20 protein-coding genes are annotated in these 21,784 nt (G+C 41.9%); 16 read left to right on the top strand and 4 right to left on the bottom strand.

Annotation, left to right across the window (positions count from 1 at the left end):
- Positions 1–29: 29 nt before the first annotated feature.
- Complete coding sequence (locus ACKTT9_RS20140) at positions 30–1,814, bottom strand: ABC transporter substrate-binding protein (RefSeq protein WP_407867298.1); 1,785 nt, start codon at positions 1,812–1,814, stop codon at positions 30–32.
- A 109-nt stretch (positions 1,815–1,923) separates the two neighbouring features.
- Between ACKTT9_RS20140 and ACKTT9_RS20135 the strand changes: the two genes are divergently transcribed.
- The 8 genes from ACKTT9_RS20135 to ACKTT9_RS20100 all read left to right on the top strand — a co-directional run bounded on the left by ACKTT9_RS20135 (position 1,924) and on the right by ACKTT9_RS20100 (position 11,607).
- A complete protein-coding gene (locus tag ACKTT9_RS20135) occupies positions 1,924–3,063 on the top strand; it encodes an aldo/keto reductase (RefSeq protein WP_407867297.1) in 1,140 nt (379 codons plus the stop codon).
- A gap of 348 nt (positions 3,064–3,411) precedes the next feature.
- Positions 3,412–4,983: a response regulator gene (locus ACKTT9_RS20130; protein ID WP_407867296.1), complete on the top strand. Its 1,572-nt coding sequence runs from the start codon at positions 3,412–3,414 to the stop codon at positions 4,981–4,983.
- Entirely contained in the window at positions 4,980–6,680 is a 1,701-nt protein-coding gene (locus ACKTT9_RS20125) for a sensor histidine kinase (RefSeq protein WP_407867295.1), read from the top strand. The genes ACKTT9_RS20130 and ACKTT9_RS20125 overlap by 4 nt, the downstream gene beginning before the upstream one ends.
- 130 nt (positions 6,681–6,810) lie before the next feature.
- Complete coding sequence (locus ACKTT9_RS20120; RefSeq protein WP_407867294.1) at positions 6,811–8,178, top strand: ABC transporter substrate-binding protein; 1,368 nt, start codon at positions 6,811–6,813, stop codon at positions 8,176–8,178.
- A gap of 85 nt (positions 8,179–8,263) precedes the next feature.
- Entirely contained in the window at positions 8,264–9,214 is a 951-nt protein-coding gene (locus ACKTT9_RS20115) for a carbohydrate ABC transporter permease (protein ID WP_407867293.1), read from the top strand.
- Positions 9,211–10,014, top strand: a complete 804-nt coding sequence (locus ACKTT9_RS20110) for a carbohydrate ABC transporter permease (RefSeq protein ID WP_407867292.1) — start codon at positions 9,211–9,213, stop codon at positions 10,012–10,014. Before ACKTT9_RS20115 ends, ACKTT9_RS20110 begins: the two co-directional genes overlap by 4 nt.
- A 412-nt stretch (positions 10,015–10,426) precedes the next feature.
- Positions 10,427–11,095, top strand: coding sequence for an HAD family hydrolase (locus ACKTT9_RS20105; protein ID WP_407867291.1), 669 nt, complete (start codon positions 10,427–10,429; stop codon positions 11,093–11,095).
- Positions 11,096–11,229: 134 nt separating this feature from the next.
- The gene (locus ACKTT9_RS20100; RefSeq protein ID WP_407867290.1) at positions 11,230–11,607 is read left to right on the top strand and encodes a hypothetical protein; all 378 of its coding nucleotides are present in this window, start codon (positions 11,230–11,232) and stop codon (positions 11,605–11,607) included.
- 280 nt (positions 11,608–11,887) lie between these two features.
- On the opposite strand, the gene ACKTT9_RS20095 is transcribed toward ACKTT9_RS20100, so the two are convergent.
- Entirely contained in the window at positions 11,888–12,106 is a 219-nt protein-coding gene (locus ACKTT9_RS20095) for a nitroreductase family protein (protein WP_407873082.1), read from the bottom strand.
- Positions 12,107–12,123: 17 nt separating this feature from the next.
- Positions 12,124–12,447 (bottom strand): NIPSNAP family protein, encoded by a 324-nt coding sequence (locus ACKTT9_RS20090; RefSeq protein WP_407867289.1) that lies wholly within the window; start codon positions 12,445–12,447, stop codon positions 12,124–12,126.
- 293 nt (positions 12,448–12,740) lie between these two features.
- On the opposite strand from ACKTT9_RS20090, the gene ACKTT9_RS20085 reads away from it, so the two are divergent.
- From ACKTT9_RS20085 to ACKTT9_RS20075, 3 genes are all read left to right on the top strand, one after another.
- Positions 12,741–13,538, top strand: coding sequence for a Cof-type HAD-IIB family hydrolase (locus ACKTT9_RS20085; RefSeq protein ID WP_407867288.1), 798 nt, complete (start codon positions 12,741–12,743; stop codon positions 13,536–13,538).
- An 82-nt stretch (positions 13,539–13,620) separates the two neighbouring features.
- Entirely contained in the window at positions 13,621–14,328 is a 708-nt protein-coding gene (locus ACKTT9_RS20080) for a class I SAM-dependent methyltransferase (RefSeq protein ID WP_407867287.1), read from the top strand.
- Between the two features lie 576 nt (positions 14,329–14,904).
- Entirely contained in the window at positions 14,905–15,636 is a 732-nt protein-coding gene (locus ACKTT9_RS20075; RefSeq protein ID WP_407867286.1) for a CAP domain-containing protein, read from the top strand.
- Between the two features lie 680 nt (positions 15,637–16,316).
- Here ACKTT9_RS20075 and ACKTT9_RS20070 read toward each other — a convergent pair.
- Positions 16,317–17,105: an alpha/beta fold hydrolase gene (locus ACKTT9_RS20070; protein ID WP_407867285.1), complete on the bottom strand. Its 789-nt coding sequence runs from the start codon at positions 17,103–17,105 to the stop codon at positions 16,317–16,319.
- A 296-nt stretch (positions 17,106–17,401) separates the two neighbouring features.
- On the opposite strand from ACKTT9_RS20070, the gene ACKTT9_RS20065 reads away from it, so the two are divergent.
- The 5 genes from ACKTT9_RS20065 to ACKTT9_RS20045 all read left to right on the top strand — a co-directional run bounded on the left by ACKTT9_RS20065 (position 17,402) and on the right by ACKTT9_RS20045 (position 21,670).
- Complete coding sequence (locus ACKTT9_RS20065; RefSeq protein ID WP_407867284.1) at positions 17,402–17,725, top strand: hypothetical protein; 324 nt, start codon at positions 17,402–17,404, stop codon at positions 17,723–17,725.
- A 294-nt stretch (positions 17,726–18,019) separates the two neighbouring features.
- Positions 18,020–18,787 (top strand): nucleotidyltransferase domain-containing protein, encoded by a 768-nt coding sequence (locus ACKTT9_RS20060; RefSeq protein WP_407867283.1) that lies wholly within the window; start codon positions 18,020–18,022, stop codon positions 18,785–18,787.
- A 582-nt stretch (positions 18,788–19,369) separates the two neighbouring features.
- A complete protein-coding gene (locus ACKTT9_RS20055) occupies positions 19,370–19,882 on the top strand; it encodes a DUF1003 domain-containing protein (protein ID WP_127458603.1) in 513 nt (170 codons plus the stop codon).
- A gap of 386 nt (positions 19,883–20,268) precedes the next feature.
- Entirely contained in the window at positions 20,269–20,889 is a 621-nt protein-coding gene (locus ACKTT9_RS20050; protein ID WP_407867282.1) for a pentapeptide repeat-containing protein, read from the top strand.
- Positions 20,890–21,061: 172 nt separating this feature from the next.
- A complete protein-coding gene (locus tag ACKTT9_RS20045) occupies positions 21,062–21,670 on the top strand; it encodes a class I SAM-dependent methyltransferase (RefSeq protein ID WP_407867281.1) in 609 nt (202 codons plus the stop codon).
- Positions 21,671–21,784 lie beyond the last annotated feature (114 nt).

Here is a 21,784-nt window from a genome sequence, read left to right as displayed (position 1 = left end):
AGCGCGAAAAAGCTTGAGAAATCAAGCTTTTATTTTTTTGTGTAGAGATAGGGTTTAATCCATAATTTCGAGAAATCGACCCAACCGAAGGATTCCATCGAGGCACCTTTGAGCGCTGAATGAAACTTGGATACCTTATTCAGGTGATAACCAAACATGATCCAGTTTTCGTCCCTCATTCTCTGCTCGATCTTATCAATGATCTCACCCCGCGCTTTCGGAGCAGTAAGTTGCTTGAATCTCCGGAAATACTTACCCAACCATGCGTGTTGCTCGCGATTAAAAAAACGGTGCAAAAAGCTCGATTCATCCTGAAATAATCGAAGGTATCCCCACTCCGTATCGTCCTCGAGCATTTCGCAGATGAGCAGCAGATCCGCCTGTTGGTCAGCATCCGTCGAATAGTAGTCAGTAACGGAGATCGAATGAAGCTCGATATGCAATCCGATAGAATGGCAGCGCAGCTGCAGCCACTTGGCGTCCTTCAAAAATTCTTTTTTGTCCCAGTAATAAAGTGTTAACGTTTCCCCCGAGTATCCGCTTTCCCGAAGATAAGCCTGAGCTTCTTTAAGGGTCAGGTCGCCATCGTTGACATACTTGCTCTTATCAGGCAAAAAGCTGCTGGCCGGAGCCATGCGATTCCCCTTCAAGTCCCCAATAATCGCTGTGCGATCGTACATAATCCTCATCGCCAGGCGGAAGGAAGGATGATGATGAACGCCTTTTTTTCTAAAATTGAAAGCCACATACTGGCAGCCGTCCAACGATTCTATTTCCGTTGAAGGGCTTTCCTCTTCTTGTATTGCATCGTTCCAATTAGGGAGCTGGTACTGACCGTTCTGGATGTCATCCGGAATGAACCACAATTCAACCCGATCCAATAGCGCTCTCTCCCGGTAAAAGTCTTCGAAAGCCTCCAAAACCAACACCTGGTCTGTGAACTCGGCCATGCGAAACGGTCCCGTTCCAATCATCTTTTTTTCCGAAAATGGCGTGTCATGGGGAAGGATGGACATATAGAAAGAGCCGAAAAAGTGCAGGAATAACCGATTAGGCTGTTTCAGATAAAAGGTGATGATATGGTCAGACACGATGTCGGCATGCTCAATCTCTTCATACTGCCAACGTGAAGGAGAATGGACAGTCTTTAGCCGCTGCAATGTAAATAGCACATCCTTTGCCGTAAACGGCCTTCCGTGGTGAAAGCGGACTCCTTTTCTCAGATAAAAAGTCCAGCTGCTCCCGTCCTCATTACTTTCCCAGTTGTGGGCAAGAGCTGGAAGGTAGGTCTTAGTATTGGGATCGAAAGATACCAACGTATCGCAAAATTGCTGTAGAAAAAAAGCCTCGGTCGAAGTCGACACGAAAGCAGGATCAAGAGATATGGGCCTCCGGTCCATGGTTACCCGCAGAACATCCACGATGGCGGATTGTGTCTGTTCCACCTGAAAACCGAACCGGGCGCTGAGCTGATCTCGAAGCTTATTGCATAGGGGAAGGGGTAAGTTTTTATGATAGAGCAGATCCATAACTTCTTTGATCTTGTCTTTTGCCAGTTGGTCATGAAAGTATTCTTCCGCCACATCCCCTAGATCCCTCAGGAGAGTCATTTGGGACGAGTTACCTCGGCCAATCCCGGCCTGCCATTTGATAAATCCCTCTTCCAAGAGCTTATGCAAAATTAGCTTGACGTTACGGGGGGTACAGTTTAGAACTTTCGTTAACTCCCTCGTTGTAATAGAAACGGTTTCTCCTTTGTCCAAATGAGGTGGGAGCGACAGCAGAATATTTAGATAGTGCTGGGTGGATTTCATCGCTCTATCTGGCCTCCTTTTCATAAAAGGTGAAGTTTTGGTTTTGATATTACTCTTTTTCTTCTACTTTTACAAGATAAAATAGAACTATACCAAGGGGGGAATGAACATGGAATACAGGAAATTAGGAAACAGTGGGCTACTCGTATCTGAGTTGTGTCTTGGAACGATGTTGTTTGGGAGTTCGACTGATGAAGCAGAGTCGATGCGGATGGTGCAACAGTTCTTGGATGCTGGCGGGAATTTCATTGATACGGCGGATATTTACACAGAAGGGGTATCCGAGGAGATTGTCGGCAAAGCCATTGGAGCGCGCAGATCTGAGGTCATTGTGGCTACAAAGACAGGGATAAGCGTCGGTCCTCATCCGAATGATAGGGGAGGTTCTCGCAAACATATTATGGACAGTGTCAACGCGAGCCTTCGCCGATTGAAGACCGACTATATCGATTTGTACTATCTGCATATATGGGATCATTTGACGCCAATCGAGGAAACTTTGAAAGCGATGGAAGACCTCGTCTCATCCGGAAAAGTTAGATATATCGGAGTCTGCAATTTTCTCGCCTGGCAATTAATGAAATCCTTAGCTTATAGCGACGCTAAGGACTATGCCCGTATTGTCGCGATTCAACAGCAATATAGCTTGGTCAGCCGCGATATGGATCGCGAGCATATGTCGTTATGCCAGGAGGAGACGATTGGCATTATCCCTTGGGGACCGCTTGGGGGAGGTTTATTATCGGGCAAGTACAACTCAATGGAAAAGCCAGATTTCGGCCGGTTCTCCTTGGGATTAAAGGGAGAGTTTGATTATGACAACAAGTTCACATCGAAAAACTTCGAGATTGTCAATGCGGTTAAAGAAATCTCAGAGCAAACCGGGAAGAAGCATTCTCAAGTTGCACTGAACTGGCTTCTGGGTAAAAAGGGAATCACAGCACCAATCATTGGTGCCAGCAGCTACACTCAGTTCGAAGATAACATGGGAGCGGTCGGCTGGTCGCTTACTGCAGATCAGTGGAAGTATTTGGATAACGTCAGCAGCCTGCCAAGTGAGTATCCACTTCGAATGCAGGAGAGGTTTAGGCGTAATTTGTATGCGAATCGTGAATATTGCCAGATCGAGAAGCTCGCCAATTTGGATCAAATTCCGAAGTCGTTCGGTTACAAAGCAAATTGTTTCCCGATCAAGGTGGAAAAAGAAAGTGCCGGTTGCTCAAGACCTGTGGCGATCATCGAGGAATAGGTATATTTTTCTAGGTTTACAATAAGTGAAAAAGTATTATACCAACTAAACAAGGGCAGCCATTTAAAAAATGGTTGCCTTTGTTATTGAATGATCCGAAATGTAACTCTACCCCTCTCGGACCAGAAGCTGCCTGTCGAGTGACAACAATATAATCCGATTAATTTCCGCCAAAATGAGGGCATTCAGCTAACGGACAGTAAAGTTTCGAACACCCATTTAAAATCTTCCAGTTCAGTGATACTATTTGGATAAACTTCAACAAAATATCAACTAACGCAGATGAATGAACAGGAAACCGGCCAAGACGGACCGGGTTTTTAACTTCCAAACGGGGGCTGATGAGAAATGGCACGGTTTCATGTAATGATCGTTGATGACGAGGTACTTGCCATTCAACATCTTAAGCAGTTGGTCGATTGGGAGGAGCATGGCTTCACCCTGGCAGGAGAATCGGCACGTCCTAAGCAAGCATTGTCGATGATAGAACAACTCAAGCCGGATCTTATTTTTGTCGATATCCGCATGCCACAAATGGATGGTCTGACATTCTGCAAGGAAGCCTTGGCGCTAAATCCGACAGTGAAGCTCATTTTATTATCATCCTATAAGGAATTTGAATATGCCAAAGAGGCGATTCGACTGGGAGTTTTCAACTATTTGGTGAAGCACGAGCTGGACCATGTAAGCTTGACCAAAGAGCTGGAAGCCGTGCGAAAGGCGATTCAGGATGATCACAATAAACAAGTCATCATGATCAAGCAGGCATTAAGAGAGTTGACAGCAGGGAATGTGTCTTCGTTTGAGCTTCTATCGTTAGTTCCGAGCCATAAATTGGATGCAGGTCAAGTCTTCATGTACATTCTGATTGAGAAAGATACTCCCTTTCCAGTAATACCTGGATATCTGACTGACAGCAAATCCCTAGTCGAATTGGAAGAAGATCTGCTTCGTGAGCGGGAGGATGTTTTAGGGATTGCTTACAAAGAAAGCAGCCGATTGGGGTTTGTGGTCATTCTTGAGTCGGGTAGAAGCATGAAAGCTGCGGCAGAGCTGCAGTTCTTCACTGCCCGTGCTATTCAAAACGCATTTTTGCGACTGCACCCCTTTGAAACCGTTTCCATAGTATATTCGGGCTTATTTCGCAAACTGGAAGATTTGCCGGATATCCACCGGCAAGCGCAGGAAGCTCAATCCGTCCGATTTATGATAGGAAGCGGTTTAATTTCATCTATCGAGGATCAACTAAAGCGGGTGAATTCAAATCGGCGGCCAAACTTGCCAGACATCAACGCGGGCGAATGGGAGCAGCTTTATTCCCTCCATGGATTGGACCCGCTGCTCGAAGCGCTGGATAAGACATTCCAGGACATTCAAGAGGCCTATTCGACTGAGCGACTATCTGAGCTGTGTTCGGTGTTAATAGGCTGGATTGACAGGCATCGTGCTGAGCGTAAGCTACCGGTACTTAAGCAGCTTTGTCAGCAAGGAGAGATCTGGACAGAGCAATGGCGCACTTTACACGGAATCCAGCTATGGTTAAAGGAGATGGTAAAGATGACGTTTCAACTTGAGCAACAGCCCTTTTCGCGGAAAGTACGTGAGGCCCTTGAGTTCATGAATTGTCACTTTAGCAAAGAAATAAGCACAGAAGAGATTGCCATGCAGATCGGCTTAAGCGGTGAGCATTTCCGGCATATATTTAAAGAGGAGACGGGACATACAGTGCTGGATGCGATAACGAACATTCGGATGAACAATGCCAAGAAGCTGCTGCGAAGCGGACATTACAAGCTCTATGAGGTTGCAGAACTAGTCGGGTATCGAAGTAGCTATTATTTTACAAAAACGTTCCGCAAGCAGACCGGCTTCCATCCCCATGCCTTCGTTGAACAATCGAAAGAAGGAAGATTCAGATGAAGATAAGAACCAAAATCATCGTAAGCACTGCGGCCATTGTCACCATTTCTTTACTCGTTAGCAGCTTTATTACTTACACCTACGTAGCCCGCATCATACGAGAACAATCTGTCAGGGATAATCAAACCAAGCTCGCTCAAATCTCTTCTTCCATAACCAGAGTACAGGAGCGATTGGCTAAAACCGCTGAGATCATTATTGTCGACCCAGGGATCAATGGAAAGATGGTTCCCAATGAGAGCTTAACGAACGAACAGCAATATTTCCGCAAATATGATGTGCAGCAGATGCTGCAGCGCTTCCGTGCGCTCAATTCTTCCCTTCTTAACATTATGATTGTCCGGCCGGATGGCGAGATATTCTCCAATAACATCGGCTATGAAAGCTATTTTCGGGAATATTTGACGGAGGATTGGATCAGACCCTTCTTTCAGCATGCCGAACCGGCTGTCTATTCAGTGCCTCACAAGCTTCAATACTCTAACGGGACTTACTCGGTCATCAGTTATGTAAGTCCATATCTGAATATGCAAGATACGGGAGAAACTAAGCCTTACTTCTTAATTCTAGAAAGCAGGCTGGATGAATTTGAACGCATATTTGAAAATAGCAGCAAAGATTTCGCCTGGTTGAGGCTGTTGAACGGTCAGGATCAGACTATTTATGATAGTCGAGCGATGGGAAGTGCAATGAAAGAGGTACCGTCGACTGCGCGAATGATTCCCATGGAAGACGTATCCATGTTGGCTGGATGGCGGCAAGAAGCGTACATCTCTGAGGAACAGCTGTATGAGAAAATTCGGCCTATTCTGTTGTTTTATCTGCTGATCGGCATGGCGAGTCTGGCTTTCATTCTGCTTGTAATGTTACCCAGTATGATCCGTATTACCAAGCCGATTATTGTAATGACTAGAGCGATGCGGCGATTGTCGGCGGGCGAGTTGAACACGGCCGTAACCATTCGCAGTGGCGACGAGATGGAGCTTCTAGGGAATGGTTTTAACCGGATGGCGAAGGATTTGCAGATCTGGATGGAATCCGCCATGCGAGAACAGGAGCTGAAGAGGAGTATCCAAATCAACCTGCTGCTTTCGGAAATCAACCCGCACTTTCTGTATAACACCCTGAATACCGTTATCTATTTATCGCAATCGGAGAAAAACAAGGATGTCATCACCATAACGAAAGCGCTTATTGATATTCTTCAGGATACGATCAAGACAGGGGAAGATGCCTATTTTACGACGGTTCGTGCAGAGGCGGATATCATAACTAAATATGCGGCGATTCAGCAATATCGCTACCCAAATCGGTTTCGGCTGCAGTGGTCGTTCGGAGAGGGAACGATGGAATGCATCATCCCAAGAATGATCATACAGCCCATCGTTGAGAATGCTCTATTCCACGGCGTGTTTGCAAATGAGGATATTGGCATCATTCAAATCGAAATATCTCTAGTCGGTGAAGAACTTCAAATCGTGATTCAAGACAATGGATGCGGCATGAGTGGAGAGAAGATGAGTACGCTGTTCACAAAAAGCAGGAGCTCAGATTTGTCTAATCAGACGAAAGGCATCGGTCTTGCCAATATTATGGAACGAATCGAGTTTCACTATGGTTCCCCTTATGGTGTGGAACTGGCAAGTACACAGGGTCAAGGAACAACGGTTGTACTTCGATTACCTGTTCAAATGTAAGGAAAGAGCGATGAAACGAGTGAAACCGGATCGGTCCATAAATAGCCGGATTGTTGCATAGGAAAGCCCCTATAAAGACGATATTCTTATTGGTGTAAACGATTACAAAAAAATGATTGGAGGGGTTGTCATGAAACAGTTGAATAAAACGTGGATCGTCCTTACGGCTGTAGCGTCAATCACAATGGTTGTTTTGTCGGGATGCAGCAGCTCGGACACACCAACAACGAACACTACGCCTGCAACAGGAAACAGCGCATCAACTGCAGCCAAGTTTGGTGGAGTTTCCACTGATTTGAAGGGCACAATCAAGGTGTGGGACTGGGATGAGGCATTCCTGAAGCGAATGGTGCCAGAGTTTAATAAAGTGTTCCCGAACGTGAAAGTGGAATATACCGTTGTCAACAATGGCGATTTCATGCAGAAGTTGCAGAGCGGTATCGCTTCCGGCTCGGATGTGCCGGATGTCATTCTTGGAGAGATGAACTATCGCGGTCAGCTGTTCGATCTGGGAATCCTCGATAATCTGGAAAAAGCACCATATAACTTTGCAAAGAGCGAATTACTGGACTACCTGCCTGCGATTCTCTCCAATGCCAAGGGCGAGCTGGTCGGTGTCGATCAATCGATTACACCGGCAGGATTAGCGTTTCGTAGGGATTTAGCGCTGAAATATTTGGGTACGGAGGACCCAACTGCTGTAGCTGCCTTATTACCCGATTGGAAAGCATTTATCGAGAAAGGGAAAGAAGTAAAGGAGAAAAGCGGTGGCACGGTTACGATGTTCGCAAGCTTTGATGATGCGTACCGAGTCATTCGCGAACAAGCCTCCAAGCCATATGTGACAGGCACGAATATCAACATAACAGAACGCTTTAAGCAGCCAATTGAGACAGTATTCAGTATGCGAGATGCAGGTATTCTTGGTAAATATGAATCCTATACGCCTGGTTGGAATGCGTCCTTTGCCAAGGGAGATAATATCTTTTATCCGATGGCTCCTTGGGGTGCAAAGTGGAACATTTCGGCTAACGACAAGGACGGCATTGGACGATGGGGACTAATTGCGGCGCCAGGCGGAAGCTATACCTATGGCGGGACCTCTATCGGAGTCTTTAAGGACAGCAAGAACAAGGAAGCAGCGTGGGCATACATTTATTTCTGCTATTTGTCCGATGAAGGGCTTGCCATCAGCTATAAGGAGTTCGGCAATATGCCGGGAATCAAATCATTCTTCGAGAAACATAAGGATTGGCTGGATGCGGGAATCGAATTTGATAAATACTTCAAAAATCAGAACCTTAGCAAGACGTTCTTCGAGAAAATCGTTCCAACCGTGAAAGCAGATCCGCAAACGAAATACAATGCGATTGTTCAAACCGCTTATAGCTCACTTTATCCTCTTTGGATGAAAGACAATAGCATCAGTGCGGCGGCTGCTCTCGAAAAGTTGAAGGGAGAGGTCAAAAACCTGGCGCCTGAGGTTTCAATCAAGTAATCCGTGATCCAGCTTTGGAAGCAATCGCTGTAGCTCGCATCATTAATTGCAGCGGTTGCTTCCTTGCCTAGAGGAGGAATGAAGCATGGAGATTTTGAATGCTGCTGCTGTCACACAAGCAACCAAAAGTAAAATAAAATCTGGCGTGCGTGTATGGCCATATTTGTTTTCGCTTCCGTTTGTCATGTGCTATCTGATTTTTCATTTCTATCCAATCTTATATTCCTTTTATTTAAGTCTGCACGATTGGAATGGGATTGGCGACAAAACGTTTGTCGGCTTGAGAAACTATGTCACACTGCTGACCAAAGATCCGTTGTTTTTTAAGTCGCTGTTCAATACTATTGTCATTATGCTCATGTCTACACCGTTCATGATCCTGTTAGGAATGGTCGTCGCACATCTGATCTTTCATTTGACACGCGGTAGAATGTTTTTTCAAACGGTTAACTTTCTTCCGTACATTACCACCCCTGTCGCAATTGGATTCATCTTTTCGTTCATGTTTGACTGGCAGACAGGGATTATAAATATGCTGCTCATCAAGCTTGGTTGGCTGAAGGAAGGAGTTTACTGGCTGCAGGACCCCTGGATGTCTCGAGTGATTATTGCAATCATGATCATCTGGCGCAATTTGGGCTATTTCATGGCCATTTATTTGGCGGGGATGACGGCAATTCCACAGGATATATACGAAGCGGCTCGTGTAGACGGATCCTCCTCCTTTCATACGTTTACAAGGATTACTTTGCCCCTCCTGCGTAATATCACGGTGTTTCTCATCGTGACCTCGGTGATCGGCGGTCTTCAACTATTTGACGAACCTAAGTTACTGTACGGCGGGTGGTCTGCGTCTCAGGTAGGCGGACCTGATAATGCTGCATTAACGGTGATCTGGAAATTTGTGAATGATTCCTTCGTTACTGGTACTCGGTTTGGGTATGGTTCAGCGATAGCGTACACGTTGTTTGTCGTCATCGCTATCTTTTCTGTGCTCAGCTACAGACTTACCGCCGGGAAGGAGGAGAAGGCATGAAGGCTTTCAAATGGCTGTTTATCGGTTTGTTAACTGTCGTCTCGTTGTTTCCCTTTTATGTGATGGTTATGATGTCCACTTATTACTCAGAGGATATTTTCAAGCAGCTTCCGCTTCTACCTTCGAGTTATGTATTTAACAATCTGGAGACCGTCTTCAAGACGAATTTCCTAAAGGTATATGCCAACAGTCTCATCGTTTCGCTCGCTTCGGTGCTGCTCGGCGTATTTACCAGTACCCTGATCGGCTATGCTATCGCCAAATTCCACTTCAAGCTGCGCCGTATATTGACCTATTTCATTATCATTACCATGATGGTGCCTGCTCAGGTAGGGCTGATTGGCTACATTATTGAAATGAGACATATGGGTTTTGGTAATACGCTAATGCCTGTCATTCTGACCTGGAGTGCCTGGTCCTTCGGGGCATTCTTCATGATACAGTTCATCCGGGATACGGTTCCAAGTGAGATTATCGAGTGCGCGAGAATTGATGGGGCATCAGAGCCTGGCATCTTATTTCGAATTGTGCTTCAGTTGATTAAGCCGGGCATTTCCACCTTATCAACACTCGTGTTTCTCTGGTCATGGAACAATTACCTGCTTCCGCTAGTCACCATCAATAATTCAAAATGGTTTACGCTGCCAGTTTTCATCTCGACGCTTGGCATCGTGCATCGGACGGACTATGGTGCCAGGATGGCCGCACTTTGCATTGCGACGCTTCCGGTATTACTGATCTTCCTTCTTGGAAGCCGTACTTTTATTAAAGGGTTGACCGCTGGGGCGGTTAAGGGATAGGGGAGTAGTAGGGAGGAAAATTAGCTGGACGGGCATGCCTGCTTGAGCTATTCAAGCAGGCGAAGGGATATCACATATTATCTTCACTTTCTGGGAGTATCAGCAAAGTCGAAGCTTCTTGGCAGAGGCGGAGCTGTTCCAAGAGCTATTACGGGACGATACTCCTCCGTTTAATACGTGGACACTGCTCCCAGGTGAAGAATTGCGAATTGAAGAAACTCGGCTAGCATGAAAGCTTTTATAGCTGCACGGTTGTGCGGATCCGGTAAAATAGGAGTTATACCGATATGATAGCTACGCGATGATAATCTCGCCTTACGGCAGAGATCCGACTTTAAACTATCAGAGTTTGTTCATTGAAAAAGCCATGGTAAAATGATGGATATATCTTAAGTAGGGGAAGAGGACTATTTTGAAGAAAATCGATACTGTCATTTTTGACCTTGACCAAACTTTGCTTGATAAAAATCAGTCACTTTTAAGCTTTGCAAATTACCAATATGAAAAGTTTTCTTTAGGTAGATTTATTCCAGATAAACAACAGTTTATAGAAAAATTCTCGAAATTAAACAATATCGTAATGCCGAAAGAGGAAGTTTATGAGAAGCTGTTAGATATCTTCAATATAGAGAAGAACCTTTACACTGAGTTACTTGATGATTTGAATAACAATTTTCATTTGCACAGTGTTGGATTTCCTGGATTACATGAGATGCTTAATTCATTAAAGTGTGAAGGGTATAAATTAGGCATAATCACTAATGGTAGGGATTTCTATCAACGGAATAAAATTTCCGCTTTAGGAATATCTGATTATTTCAGTGAAATCGTTACTTCAGGTGCAATTAGTATAAAAAAACCGGACCACACAATATTTCAAATCGCTTTAAAGAATTTAGAATCTTTGAGTGAACGTTCAGTATTCATTGGAGATAGTCTCAAGTCTGATGTCATACCTGCTAAAGAACTTGGGATGTATGCGATTCTTAAAAGCAAAGATGTTTCTTATAAAGAACCTGACGCAATTTGCGACAGCCTAATGGAAATACCGAAAATAATAAATCGTTTATCTGGTAAGTAATGTTAAGCGGCAAACGTTAGTTCAATTCGATAACCACTGCAACCGGCTAGGTTGATCGGTTGCTCTTTCGTTGAATTACTAAGAAGCTAACGGAAAACTTTAGCTTAAATTCTTCATATATAGAGGAGACAAGGATGAACGATTCAAGGCATCATATATGGATAGAAGCTGAACTATGGCCTTTAGGTTCATGGGATTGTAACGATGTAAATACCGATGTTATTGTTGTATTTCCGGATCGCTCAAAATGGATCGCAAGTTTTTTCACTTACAAAAATATCGAGACGTTGAGGCAAAAGAATATACAATCCGGTGAATGTATGAATGGTTCGTTTTTCTGGACTAGTGACATGGTTCTAATTGATCTATTAAGCAGGGAAAGAATCGAAGAACTTGTCGACCATTTGATGAGACAAGATAAATTTCAAACGGTATTCAATCGTTACCCTGACGTAGAGGCTGAAGATGATACAAACTACCCTGATGGATTTTTTATAACTACACAATCTTGAGCTAACCGAGAACGATACCTTAATCACTTGATAAATACAGAACAAAGAAACCCAACGTCTTGACACAGACGCTGGAGTTCTTTGCTATTTGAAATAGTTTACTTGTTATAAACAATAGGCGGTCTTACGACGCTTACTTCATTTCATCCGCTTTATGGTGTATGGCGATCGGTCTGAAAAAGAAGCGCCTCTTCATTATGTAATAGATGATGTATTGATGGTTATAACGATCATCTCCAATGATTACATAATCTCTATGAGGTAACAGCCTTATGTCTATTTAAAATGAATTAGATACTGTAAATTGATCCAAAGCAAGTCGATTGGATGGATATCCAGGCTTAGTGGCAAGTCCAATGGTTATTAACATCACTGGTGCATAACGTGCTGGAACATTGAATGCTTCAACAAATTGTGTTTTATCGAAGCTACCCATTGGGCATGTGTCATAGCCCATCGCTTTTACCTTGATCATCAGCTGCATATAATTCATTTTTATATAAACAGCAGTCCAAATTACTTATTCTGGAAAAATGATACATCTTTCATTAAAAAACACTCTATTTTGCTTACTAGAGGTCCGTCAAATTCAGTAATACGTTTTATTTCAATCCATTCAAGATCGTTGTGGAAACGATCATAGTTGAAGTTGCGTTTTTCCAAATTGGCATGCTCGACAATGAAATAAAGACGATTGCTCGCCTCATCAATATCTACCCAAAATTGCGTCACTTTCATACCATGCTTCATAAAGAACTCAATACCATAATCTCTGAACCTATCTTGAATTGCCTGCATCTTGCTAGGATTCACATGGCACACTCGCAGCTCGTAAAACATTGCTTCACCTCCTCCGTTTTTTCGTGATGACATAATATTTTGGCTTGTGCCTCCTCATTATGCAATAGAACACTCAGCTATAGTTATAACGATATTCTCAATTGTTTGCCTGTTCTTATCAAATTTATTGCGAATTATATTTGGGTATGGCCGTTCTTGTGAGTCCTTAAAGGAGGACATAGATAAACAATTATTTTTCTCAGTGATATTCGACTATTATTGATCGTAGTTTTTTACGGTGTCTCCTGAAACTGGGTTATTTTTGGAAGAATTATTTATAAGGAGAGATCTAGATGTCGGACATACACGCAATTGTATTTGACTTGGACGGAACATTGCTAGGAAGTGACAAATCCATATCACCTAGAAATTATCAGACTGTTAAAAGATGTTATGATTCTGGAATTCATATTATTGTTGCTACAGCGCGACCACCTAGAGCGGCAAATCAATACGTAAAGAATTTTCCTTTTGTAGACCACATGGTTTATTACAATGGTGCTCTTATAACATGCAAGTCTAAGCAAACTCAGCGGCACATTAGTGTCCCAATGGAGATTAGTCAACAAATTAGCAGTTTCATCGAGTTACATGCAGCATCTCAATCGATAATTTCATACGAGGTTAATGACTCATGGTATACGTGTACACCAATTCCCGATTCGAAACTTGGCCATTTCGGTATCCGTTCAAATGATCCTAAACCTTCTGTTGTTGATAAGGATTTCATTAGTTCAATATCCCCAACCAAAATATTGGTTCATGGTTACAGCAGATGGAGGGATGTTATCGATCAGTTCGGTGACCATGTGAACGTAATCGCAACCGATGGAGAAGCATTGGTTCAAATCATGCATAAATCAGCCTCAAAGGAAGAAGCCGTGCAATGCGTGCTTAATGATATCGGGGTAAAGTCAGAAAATGTAATGGTATTCGGGGATGACTTTAACGATTTAGGACTATTCCATAAGTGCGGATTTCCGATCGCTATGGAAAACGCGATAATTGAGTTGAAAAATTGTGCAAAACACATTACCCAATCAAATGATAACGATGGTGTTGCTGTTGCTCTGGAGAAATTTGTGGTGTAATCAATTGCAGAAAATGATTCATCTAATGGATTCTGAATATAAGGTTAGACATAAAAAGGTATTTTGAGGAGAAGATGATGCAGTGAATGAATTATTCAATCGAGCACGACATAAAGAAATCGAATATCATGATAAGTTTTATGCAGAAACAGAACTATTTCAACCCGGCAGCTGGCTTTCGCGCCCTGTGAAAGTTGTTCTCGATAATTTGACGCAAATCGAAAAAGACAATATACAGGTCCTAGACCTTGGTTGTGGAGTCGGAAGAAATAGTATCCCCATTGCACAAAGTATTCAGGCGTATAGAGGAAAGATATATTGTATTGATCTGTTGCCTTCGGCTATTCAATTATTAAAGCAAAATGCGGAACAGTATGTAGTTACAGATACAATCATTTCACAAGTAATTGATGTGGAGAATTTCCTGATTAATAAAAATACATTCGACTATATTGTCGCCTGTTCTTGTTTAGAGCATGTTAGTTCAGAAGCAGCTTTTCAAGATAAACTTAAAGAAATGAAAGCAGGAACCACAGTCGGCGGGATTAATTGCATATTAATGAGCACAGAAGTAAAAGAAATTGACCTACTTACTGGAGAGGAACGGGAGGGTATGATTGAATTAAACCTTTCAACTGAAAAAGTATTCGCTTATCTTAGAGAGGTGTACGATGACTGGAACATAACAATAGAGAAAAGTGTGCCACAAGAAATTAAGGAACAAATAGATGGTAGAGAAATTATTTTTAGAAGCAATTGGATTACATTTGTAGCTCAGGCAAGAGATTAAGCGAGTGAAGGATAGTTTAATGAAAATAGTAGACGGAAATCGGTAAAAAGAACTGCCTTAACTGGATATTTGCTAAGCGTCATCCTCGATGATACGGTAGTTGTTACACTCTAGTGGGCTCGCTTAAATTGCTATTAAGTCCATCGACTACCTGATAAATAAGTGGATTTAGAGCAATTGTTGGAATCACAGCGAGTTCGCTCGCTCTACTCAGTGCATTCTCAGCAATGTCGACTGGTTATACGATCTTTTTGTTAGTAGATGATGTCTTCGTATTTTGTTCTAAATCCGATTGATTCATGCTGTCGAGCTGAACGTTTTTATCCGGTTTCATACATATGTCTGACATTAGACACCAAAAAGCAACACAAAAGATAGAGCACTTGCCCATTGTGCAGCTGCTCTTTCTGTAATGGAGTATCAAACACATACCCGGAAGAAAAAGAAGCCGGCGGCTAAGTTATATTTTATTTGAGTCTAATTTAATTAAGGTCTGAATAAAACAATGGGACTTTACAAAACCTTTATTTGATATCGTTACACATTAACGGTTCAGGAGGGATTGTTATTAAACCATTGGTCATAATAGCAGCGTTGCTATTAGTTACGGGTTGTTCGAGTAATAATTCGACAAACAATCAATTGAATGCTAAACAAACGAAGATTGAAACTCATGCTCCTAATGCTGCTTCAACGTCAACCTTAACTCAAGCATCATCCATTTCTACTGAGGGTGCAGGAAAATCATCTATTACGATTAAACAAGTACCCAATGAAGCTTCAAATTGGCTGGATTGGTTCCAAAGTAACTATGGACCGGCAGAAAGCCCAGCGAATCAAACCGTAAATCCACAACAGCCCATTAATCCGCAAGTGTCTGTCAATCCACAACAGCCCATAAATCCGCAAGTGTCTGTCAATCCACAAGAGTCCGTAAATCCATCCCAATCTGCGCAGCAAGTTTTGGATCTGGTGAATCAAGAAAGAACGAAAGCAGGCCTGAATTCTCTTAGCATGAATAGCAGTCTCACGAAAGTTGCCATGGCTAAGGCTCAGGATATGTACAACAATAATTATTTCGATCATCAATCTCCGACTTATGGATCCCCGTTTGATATGATGTCTGCATTCGGGGTCACATATAACTCTGCAGGGGAAAACATCGCCAAAGGCCAGAGTAGCCCGACGGAAGTCATGAACCAATGGATGAATAGTCCTGGTCATCGTGCCAACATCCTGAATAGCAGCTACACCCAAATCGGGATAGCTTACTATAATGGCGAGTGGGTTCAGGAATTTATAGGCTAGTAGATCAAGGACTTCAACGAACGCGCCGCGGGGTTGAAGTTCTTGTAATCTGACACACAAAAACATACTGCACCATATGGAAAATAAGACAAATTCAGCCTGTGTATACGATTTGGAGGCAAGTAACCTTTAAACATAAACAAACTAGAGCTGCATTGAAGCAGCTCTTTTTCATTTCATCATTTAAGTAATGAGAGGATAGTTTCTTCTCACTATACTGTACAAGGTGAAGAAAACTGGCACCAATCCCAAAAATAAAACTAGTTAGTTTGTTGCTTCTGAATTACCGAAAACGCATTACGACCGGCTGCCATTATCCATTGAAATAATGGGCAAATATAAAAATCAGTTTAAAGAAGATGAACGTTATAGTCCATGTTTTGTGCCCGCTATATGGCTCCATGTTCCTCAAGAATGGAAAAGATTACAAATACGGCAGTTGTAGTTAATCTAAAGACAAACGTTAGTTCAAAACGAACAATGGTCTAACGGGAGACGATAGTGCAAAAACAAGGGACAGATTGCCGCGACAGGCAGTTGTCCCTTGCTTCATTGAAGTAAAGGGCAGGCTAGTTAATGTAACATAACTGTTGACGAACTCGTCTTTCTTATTATCTGAGGCGATTTTGAATGGGATTAGACGATTATGAATATCACAAAAAAGTTGCCGTTCTCTTCATTTAGTTCATTACAGTGAATTCTTGAAGTAACTCATTCAACTTGTCGCGCTCTTCGTAGAACGAACCATGGCCGCTGTACATGAACGGAACGAGCTGTGAATAGGGTATTTTTCGATGCATCTCCTCAGCTTGGCTGAATGGAATAACCTTGTCGTGAATCCCATGCACGATCAGTGTCGGCACTTGGATGCTAGGCAGGTCGGCATTCAGATCGAAGTCGCGCAGCATAATGATGATCGCGGCCGTTGACCAACCGGCAGCTTGCATGCCCATCTTATTAAACCAGTCCGAGAGTGGCTTGGTGATGTACTGGAAGAAGAAAATGTCAGTTACGCCTTGCATCATATTTGCCCGGTCGTTCAACGTTTGTTTTAGCAACTGCGCTGCAGTCTCCTTAGTGAAGCCCCTTGGCGCTGCTGCGTCTATTAGCACGAGCTTGGATACGCCTCCACCATTGTAACGCACCACGTATTTGATAGCTATCGCGCCTCCGGTCGAATGTCCGGCGAGCACGAAATTTTGCAACTGTAACGTGTCAACGACTATGCGGATATCGTCCGCAAGTCGCTCTAAAGTATAACCGCTATAGGGACGATCTGACTTACCGAAGCCACGCCAGTCAATACCGATGCAGCGAAATCCTAAGCTAGGCAGTACATCGAACTGATACTCGAACTGGTCATGGCTGAACGGCCATCCATGTAGAAACACGATCGTCTTGCTTCCTTCCGGGTTGATGTCCTCTACGTAGAGATTTACATCTGGCTCTACCGTTACGTAATATCCCACTGTCTTTGCCTCCACGAGTCATAATCCTTTCCCGATAAAATACGCGACATGCGCCCAAAACGTGATCTGAAAAAGACAGTAATTCTTGCTGACGAAGGAGGTGCTTTACGTGGATTTTATTTTCATTCTCTAGAAGTTGAGTTATGTACGATAGTTCAATCACTCACTACATGACGGCAGTCGGCACGCAATCCGCTGCCGTTGTTCGTTGAAGTAACACTCAGGAAATCAGTAAAGATTATCTCCAGTAATGTGTTAAAATGGGCATAAACTCATTTGGTAAAGGATGGATGATTATGATCTTAATGGATAATGACTTGTGGTTACGTCCTATAATCATACCTAATGATATTGAAACTGCTGTTTCGTGGTACCAAAACCCTGAAGTTCTTTATTATTCTGAAGGTGGAGAAGCATCCACTCCATATGATTTCGAAAGAGTTGAAGTAATGTATAGTTTTTTATCGAATAAGGCCGAAATATATATTATTGAAATTAATACAATTGATGGTTGGCTTCCAATTGGTGACGTATCCCTTTTTCAAGAATCTGGTGTTCTAATTGTTATTGGAAATTCAGCGTATCGTTCAAGTGGGATAGGTAACGAGTTATCCAATTGATTATTAGTCATGCTAGGGAGCTTGGAAGAAACGATCTCGTCGTCTTTTTGAAAGCCTTGGCTTCAACATGATCGAATGTTTTATCGATGACGATGGAAATGAATGCTACAGGTACAATTTAGTGTTGTGAATTAGATTTTGTAGTAATTTAATGAACGAAGGACGATAGCTGAGTAGACACACGCAGCAGCTGACTAACAAGATCGGCTGCTTTTTCACTAAAGTAACGGATAGTTGAATGATTTCGCGAATAACTTAAGTCATAACGAATTTTTTAGTTTAGGAGGATTCTATATGATTTTAGAAAAAGTTATAAATAGAATTGTAATACAAAGTGAATACAAGGATTTTGTTGATAAGTATATAAATAATATACTTACCGAATTTAAAGGTAAGATTCATAGCATTTATATGTGTGGCTCGATTCCAAAAGGAACTGCTAAACCTTTTAAGTCAGATGCAGACTTTACTATTGTATGTGTAAATCCCAAAGATATTGATTACGAAAGATTGTCAAATATTAAAGACAGGCTTTTGGAAGAGTATCCAGTAGTAACTAAAATTGATACGATAATTTGCTCGATTGACGATGTATTAAGTAAACCAAATGAGTGGGGTTTTTGGGTAAAGATAATTTGTGTTTGCATATATGGTCATGACGTTGGTGAAAAAGTACCACCGATAATTATTTCTCCAGAGTTCATTTTAGACTTAAATACAGAGACCAAGGAGGAAGTAGATCGTATACATAGTTTACTTTCTAATACCAGTGATAACACAATGAAAACTAGATATATTAAAGGTTACTCTAAGAGATTAATTCGTGCATTATACTCTTTGGTTTTAGAAGATACAGGTGTATGGCAAGATGATATTATTAAAATGAAGAATGCTATATTAAACTATTGTGAGATTGACTCTGCTTTCGTTGATTATTTGTATGCTTGTTACTTGGATAGTAATGTACTTGTTGAAGAGTTTCTGGAAATTGCAGATGAAGTATATAGCTATTTTGAGAACGCCTTAAATGCAATGGCTGCTTCCAGAACTTCCTTCGACTAACACCATATTGACGCTCTGGGTCACTCTGAGAAGCGAGTGACCATATCCAGCCTCCTAAACCCGTCGGGACGTCACTGGGCTAAGTGTTCGGCAAGCCTCACAACTATAGGCAGCTACTTTAATAAAAACATAAGACTATTGAGCTAACAGATACGTTAGTTGAACGGATATTGGAGTAGTTTGCCGCGTCAACTGCACTATTTTTCAATACGTCTAATGAGAAACGATAGTTGAGGAGCGTGCAACGCGGCAGCTCCTTTTTACGTTTTTTAGTAACCGTTAGTGGAATAGATTGTGTTAAAATATTGTTGATAATATCTTTTGGATTGGGTAGGGGGAAATTTAGAGATTATATGGAATGCTTAATCATCAGCATCCCTATATTAAGTATGCTGCAGCTATTTACTTGCTTTCTAGGAGAATCGATCTTTGTATGAAATCCATTGGTATTTATTATTTTTAAAGATAAAGATATTGCGAACTCGATTAAGCCTGAATTTGAAAGGACAATGATAAGGGCTATGAGCCTAATATTAATTAGTAAAGGATGAATTAAACAAATACAATGGGAATGGTGATAACATGGAGAAGGAAAACACAAAGGATTTAAAAGAATACGCAGGACGAATTCAACAATTGGTTGAAAATTTTCAAAGCAATATACATGACCATTTAAATGAAGATTATGCAAAATCAACAAAATGGTCAGATAAACTTGCTGATAATGTAGCGGAGTTTGTTGGAAGTTGGAAATTTATTAATATCTTCATTGTATTTTTGGCAGCTTGGGTTATCTTAAACACATTGGCGATCACTAAGGTCATTCATTTTGATGAACCACCTTTTATTTTATTAAATCTTTTATTATCCTTTCTTGCTGGATTTCAAGCTCCAATTATCATGATGAGTCAGAATAGACAGTCAGCAAGAGACAAACAAGAAGCTATAATTGATTTTGCAATCAATTATAAAGCGGAGCAAGAAATTGATGATATGCAGGGTCATCTGCATAGACTTGAGGCAGATTTTGCTGAGTTTAGGAATGAAGTGAAAGAAGATTTGGCGGAGATTAAAAAGCTTTTACAGGGGAAATAAAAAGACTTTTTTAAGAAGAGAAACTATCGAAAATTTCAATTCTCCTATAGCCCTGTTTTAGTTAGGTTGGGGTTTTAGTCTCGGAAATCTTGTGAGAAACAGAGAACGGCTCTTACGCTCGCTCTTGATGCGAACGGAGCCGTTCTTTTATCATTGTTCTACGGAAGTAAAATCGGCTTCCACTGCGGGATTGGGCGAATAGCAGGCTTGAAAACGCAGAGAGGATTGAACTAACGGGCAGAAGAACTCAATGAAGGATTGAGGTGATTCATGTTGAAGTTTAAGTTGTTTGATGTGGTTAGGTGGGACCAGTTGACATTGATATGGCTTAAACGAAGAACGTTGGTATAGCTGAAACTATATTTGGAGGAGGTATAGTTCGGAATATGGATGTTAGAGAGGATTTTTTAGACAAAGTAAAATTGCATGAAGATTATCTAAATAGTAAATGTACAATTGGGAATAACCTTGAAATAGTCGGAGTTAATTTATCGGGTATAGATTTATCAAACCGTCATTTAAGTGGAGCCGATTTAGTTGAGGTAAATTTCAATAAATCCGACTTTACAAACGCTGAATTGTACGGTTGTTTATTGTTTTCGTCTTCATTTAACGAAGCGGATCTATCGGGAGCAAAATTAAACAAAGCAAAACTGAATGGTGCCTCGTTAGATAATGCTATTTTAACCAATGTATCTGCACTCAGGGCGGAATTTAATCATGCTAGCTTAGTTAACGCAGATTTATCTAGCGCATACTTAGTAATGGCGTATTTTGATGATTCAAATCTTAGATGTGCTAATCTTAAGGGTGCAAATCTTGAAGAAGCATATTTCACAGGTGCCTTGCTATTTAAGGCAGATTTGCGAGAGGCAATTGGGATTGATACGATCCGAGCAGATTGGATTGATGTAGGTCCCGAAGGTGTACCTCAGAAACTAGAGGGAGAAGAAATGTGGCAATGGTTTCGTAATGCTGCAGATCATAGAGCTAAAGGGACACAATAGTTGAACATTCAACAAGAACAAGGCTGTCGGCAATGTGCGGCAGCCTTTCGTTCACCTAACGGGAGTTTAGCGTCAGATAGAAACATCTAATATAATGTGCGTTATTAGGATTATTTTCGATTTAGGATAACGTCTATTATGTTGATATTTTGAAGGTAAACAGGTGAAGCATATGAATCTAAAAGAGCAATTTGGCGATATTGATATTTATTTATTTGATCAGCTATTAAAAGGTCGTATTACGCCGGGAATGCGAATTCTCGATGCCGGATGCGGCTCGGGGCGCAATCTTGTCTATTTGCTGCGTAACGGTTATGAAGTGTATGCAGTGGATCGATCTGAGGAAGCGATTGCTGCTGTTCAGAAGCTTGCCATGAACATAGCACCTGACTGGTCGAACGAGCGCATTAGGGTTGATGCTGTTGAGAAGATGAGCTTTGATGATCACTATTTTGATTTTATTATTAGTAGTGCTGTTCTGCATTTTGCTGAGAATGAGGCCCATTTTCAGCAAATGGTGCATGAATTATGGCGTGTACTTAAGCCTGGCGGACGGATGTTTGTACGACTTGCCTCATCAATTGGAATTGAAACGAAGGTAAAGCCGCTCGGGAATGAACGTTATAAACTTCCAGATGGGAGCATTCGTTTTCTTGTGGATGAGGAGAGATTACAGAAAACTACGGAAGAGTTAAAAGGTATACTATTTGAGCCTATCAAAACGGTCAATGTGGCCGATCAGCGCTGTATGAGTACTTGGTGCGTGAGTAAGTCAATGTAAAAAGAAAAAGTGCGGAGCATGACACGGGATTCGCATTTTTTGATGATGAGGAAGAAGCAGAGATACGTAAAACTTTTCAACGGCAGCTGGCACACGAGCGGTTGCCGTTGTCCA

The sequence above is a fragment of the Paenibacillus sp. P36 genome, from assembly GCF_045866505.1.
Taxonomy (GTDB): domain Bacteria; phylum Bacillota; class Bacilli; order Paenibacillales; family NBRC-103111; genus Paenibacillus_E; species Paenibacillus_E chondroitinus.
Note: the sequence above shows the minus strand (reverse complement) of the source record. Positions and strands in the feature narration are given on the sequence as shown.

Bases quoted from the DNA above. Each gene is read 5' to 3' on its own strand.
- ACKTT9_RS20140 (WP_407867298.1), bottom strand. From the start codon at position 1,814: ATGAAATCCACCCAGCACTATCTAAATATTCTGCTGTCGCTCCCACCT.
- ACKTT9_RS20135 (WP_407867297.1), top strand. From the start codon at position 1,924: ATGGAATACAGGAAATTAGGAAACAGTGGGCTACTCGTATCTGAGTTG.
- ACKTT9_RS20130 (WP_407867296.1), top strand. From the start codon at position 3,412: ATGGCACGGTTTCATGTAATGATCGTTGATGACGAGGTACTTGCCATT.
- ACKTT9_RS20125 (WP_407867295.1), top strand. From the start codon at position 4,980: ATGAAGATAAGAACCAAAATCATCGTAAGCACTGCGGCCATTGTCACC.
- ACKTT9_RS20120 (WP_407867294.1), top strand. From the start codon at position 6,811: ATGAAACAGTTGAATAAAACGTGGATCGTCCTTACGGCTGTAGCGTCA.
- ACKTT9_RS20115 (WP_407867293.1), top strand. From the start codon at position 8,264: ATGGAGATTTTGAATGCTGCTGCTGTCACACAAGCAACCAAAAGTAAA.
- ACKTT9_RS20110 (WP_407867292.1), top strand. From the start codon at position 9,211: ATGAAGGCTTTCAAATGGCTGTTTATCGGTTTGTTAACTGTCGTCTCG.
- ACKTT9_RS20100 (WP_407867290.1), top strand. From the start codon at position 11,230: ATGAACGATTCAAGGCATCATATATGGATAGAAGCTGAACTATGGCCT.
- ACKTT9_RS20090 (WP_407867289.1), bottom strand. From the start codon at position 12,447: ATGTTTTACGAGCTGCGAGTGTGCCATGTGAATCCTAGCAAGATGCAG.
- ACKTT9_RS20085 (WP_407867288.1), top strand. From the start codon at position 12,741: ATGTCGGACATACACGCAATTGTATTTGACTTGGACGGAACATTGCTA.
- ACKTT9_RS20065 (WP_407867284.1), top strand. From the start codon at position 17,402: ATGATCTTAATGGATAATGACTTGTGGTTACGTCCTATAATCATACCT.
- ACKTT9_RS20060 (WP_407867283.1), top strand. From the start codon at position 18,020: ATGATTTTAGAAAAAGTTATAAATAGAATTGTAATACAAAGTGAATAC.
- ACKTT9_RS20055 (WP_127458603.1), top strand. From the start codon at position 19,370: ATGGAGAAGGAAAACACAAAGGATTTAAAAGAATACGCAGGACGAATT.
- ACKTT9_RS20050 (WP_407867282.1), top strand. From the start codon at position 20,269: ATGGATGTTAGAGAGGATTTTTTAGACAAAGTAAAATTGCATGAAGAT.
- ACKTT9_RS20045 (WP_407867281.1), top strand. From the start codon at position 21,062: ATGAATCTAAAAGAGCAATTTGGCGATATTGATATTTATTTATTTGAT.